This window comes from Suttonella ornithocola, from assembly GCF_001889065.1.
Classification (GTDB): domain Bacteria; phylum Pseudomonadota; class Gammaproteobacteria; order Cardiobacteriales; family Cardiobacteriaceae; genus Suttonella_A; species Suttonella_A ornithocola.
The window spans coordinates 1-2895 of the sequence record NZ_LWHB01000178.1 but is presented as its reverse complement, the minus strand read 5'-3'; the positions used below and the strand labels follow the sequence as shown (position 1 = coordinate 2895).

Genomic DNA, 2895 nt, shown 5'->3' with positions numbered 1-2895 from the left:
TGATTGCGAGCAATTAAAACGTCTAGCTCTTTCCCATTGGTAATCATCAGGATACTGCTCAATATCCTTAAGCAAGGCTTCATCATCAATCTTTGAGGGCTTACGCTCAGTAAAGCCTTTAGGATGGGGATTTTTAATCCAGCTATAGACGGTGAATTTGCTGATCTTGTAGCGCTTTGCAACAGCGCGCCAAGTTTCTCCATTAGCAATATCGTTAAGAATTTTTTGTCGGAATTGGCTGCAGTAGGTCATAGGATATGCTCAGTTTGTTTTTAATAATTCGGTAGTGGTTTGAAAAGTATGCTGGAATATTATCTAATCCAATGGCAGTTAAATATTTAAATATCAATATATTAAAAGAAGTATTTTTTGTAAGAGTATGTTTAGCATACTTTTCAAACAACTACCAATAATTCTACTACAAGTTGTTCTTTATATCTGCTTTGGATAGATTGGATTCTAAGTGATTTTACTATATCTCCTGAAAATGCGCCAAGAACACGATTAGAAGCCGTTGAAGAAGCGCTTGCTGAAATTCATGCCGCTCGAAAAACCAAGAATACAGAAGCCCTAGTCGCAAGATACCAAAAATATGAACCTGAATTAGTATTGCCCAAAGAACAAACGGGTTGGTATAGCAAATTTACGCAGTATGCTGATAAAGCCAAAGCCGTTATCAATCAATTGACCGAACGAAAAGTAGAAATGACCAATGCGGATGTAAGCCGCTTGCTGAATAAAATTGACCAACATTCATTGCTAAAAGTTACGCAAAAAAGTCAGGAAGAAAATCCAATAGAAAAAAGATTCCATTCTCTAAAGACGAATTATTCATTTGACTTTATCGACAAAATTAATGGACTTGCGCCACGCGAAGTCGGAAAAAAAGCCTATGAAGCCATTAAAGATGACTTGTCAAAACTCGAAATACTTGCCAAAGCACTAGCCAAAAAAGGCTATAAATTAGATGTCAAAAAAATCCAACAAGCCAACACTCATCCAATCAAACTTAAAGAGGCATTTACTCAAGCGATAACCCTTAAACCTACATCCAATCAGAAAGAAAAACAAATCAGAGCTATTTAGGAAAATATCATGCCATTAATCAACGAAAATCAAACATTAGATACCTTAGATTTAAGCTATGAATCTGAACTGACAAAAAATCTTCACGCGAGCTTACGTCGTCCTAGAGTTAAAGACGAAGATAGAAATGCTTTTATAAAAATTCTTAGCAAAATGGAAGATTGGGCAGATCAGTTAGATGATAAAAATGAAGAAATATTTTTAATGCTAAGGGATTATTTATCATTCAAGCTACACGATCAAATGCCCCTGTCTGAAACTGAAATCATTTTAGTGCAATCACTACCAGAGCTAAATGACGACAGAATCATTACGGTAGAAATAACAGATGCGCTCATGGAACAAGCGTCTAAAGACATGACAAGTCTTAATGATGCACAGCGACAAGCACTTAATATTGTCATTACAGATGCTTTATTCGATGGCGAACTTTTAACGTCTGACCAAGAAATCATTGCTAATACACTCTTTAAAAACAGCCTTGTTCAAAACGCCTCTACCTTTATGAGTTATCAAGAATTCATGGAAACAGAGGCTCAAGATGAATATGGATTGAGTATGGAATATGGCTACGACGTTAAGGATAAAGCAGCTGTTGCCAAGCGACTGCAAGATTTGAATAAATCTACTTATGCGATGCCACTTAGCAATCGTGAAATTAAACTTATTAAACGATTACATCAATTTGATCCAACGGATAGCCAAGCGGTTAATGATTTTTGCCAAGAATATGGGAGCGTAGATGATGAAATTTATTAAACGTTATGCGCATCTTATTTTGGCAGGTTTTTTGACGACTTTGTTTGCATATATTGTTGGCTATTACTCAGGCATTAAAACTGAAAAACAACGCATTGAATCGAAATACGTTATTCAACCATCTGAGGAATTAAAAATTCCATTGAGTATTGAAAAACCACAATGGCAGCGAGTAAGGAGCAATAAAAATGACTAATGGTTCATCACAAGATGGTGGAATTGTTATTGAAGATACTGAACCTCAGGTTGATGATCTCAACAGTAATGGTGGTGGAGTAAAAGTCTCACCACTTAAATTATTGGTTGTTATTTTAGTGATGGCTTTATTAATAGGTGGCGGTCTATTCGGTGGATTTTCTTATCTTAAGTCTAAATTATCGTTTGGCGCTAAAGGTGAAAAAGAAAAATCTTCTAGAACTTATATGACTGCCCCTGATTCTATTGGCAAATATACACCGCCTCTAATAGAAATACCTGAAGAAAAACCAATAACAGAAGAACCTGTTGTTGAAAAGAAAGAACTTCCTCCGCCTATTATTATTTCTCAACCTCAACAACAATCAGACAAAGAAGAACCGACTTTAAAAGATAAAAGGCTTGCATCAGGGGTAAAAAGTTTTAGTGCTACTAATTCTCTTCAAAATCAAAATGAAGCTGATATTCCATCAAGACAAGTCAAACTATTAAAAAACATTGACTACACGCTGATTAAAGGGACAAAAATCCCATGTACGCTTGAAACAAATATTGTATCTGAACAAAGCAGTTACACCTCCTGCATTATCAATCAAGATGTTTATAGTGGTAATGCGCGTATTTTGCTTGTCGAAAAAGGCATATAGTGCAATCATCTAAAACCCAACCCAATCCAAAACAGATAAAAGAATAAAGTATCAATACAATCCATCCGCCATTCTTTGCTATTTGCTTAATCCAAGCCCACATCTTTTCAATGGGATTTAAGTCTGGACTATAAGGGGGTAACCAAACTATCTCATGCCCATGCTCTTCAATGATTGCTTGAATATCACTGCGTTTATGAAAAGCKGG

6 protein-coding genes are annotated in these 2895 nt (G+C 35.7%); 4 read left to right on the top strand and 2 right to left on the bottom strand.

What is annotated here, in order from left to right:
* Positions 1-252, bottom strand: a 252-nt coding sequence (locus A5N85_RS12125; RefSeq protein WP_072577450.1) for an IS630 transposase-related protein, incomplete at its 3' end; no start/stop codon positions are given.
* A 357-nt stretch (positions 253-609) separates the two neighbouring features.
* Here A5N85_RS12125 and A5N85_RS12120 point away from each other — a divergent pair.
* From A5N85_RS12120 to A5N85_RS12105, 4 genes are read left to right on the top strand one after another with little or no spacing between them, the layout of a single operon-like run.
* Positions 610-1086 carry a hypothetical protein gene (locus A5N85_RS12120; RefSeq protein WP_072577449.1) on the top strand — a complete coding sequence of 159 codons (477 nt, stop codon included), beginning with the start codon at positions 610-612 and terminating at the stop codon, positions 1084-1086.
* 9 nt (positions 1087-1095) lie between these two features.
* Complete coding sequence (locus A5N85_RS12115) at positions 1096-1845, top strand: hypothetical protein (RefSeq protein ID WP_072577448.1); 750 nt, start codon at positions 1096-1098, stop codon at positions 1843-1845.
* A complete protein-coding gene (locus A5N85_RS12110; protein ID WP_072577447.1) occupies positions 1829-2041 on the top strand; it encodes a hypothetical protein in 213 nt (70 codons plus the stop codon). The genes A5N85_RS12115 and A5N85_RS12110 overlap by 17 nt, the downstream gene beginning before the upstream one ends.
* Positions 2034-2687 carry a hypothetical protein gene (locus tag A5N85_RS12105; RefSeq protein WP_072577446.1) on the top strand — a complete coding sequence of 218 codons (654 nt, stop codon included), beginning with the start codon at positions 2034-2036 and terminating at the stop codon, positions 2685-2687. The genes A5N85_RS12110 and A5N85_RS12105 overlap by 8 nt, the downstream gene beginning before the upstream one ends.
* Here A5N85_RS12105 and A5N85_RS12100 read toward each other — a convergent pair.
* Positions 2629-2895 (bottom strand): transposase (locus A5N85_RS12100; RefSeq protein ID WP_211268199.1); only part of this gene is annotated, 267 nt, incomplete at its 5' end. The genes A5N85_RS12105 and A5N85_RS12100 overlap by 59 nt on opposite strands.

Coding starts and splice junctions, on each gene's coding strand:
- A5N85_RS12110 (WP_072577447.1), top strand. CDS start 1,829: ATGATGAAATTTATTAAACGTTATGCGCATCTTATTTTGGCAGGTTTT.
- A5N85_RS12115 (WP_072577448.1), top strand. CDS start 1,096: ATGCCATTAATCAACGAAAATCAAACATTAGATACCTTAGATTTAAGC.
- A5N85_RS12105 (WP_072577446.1), top strand. CDS start 2,034: ATGACTAATGGTTCATCACAAGATGGTGGAATTGTTATTGAAGATACT.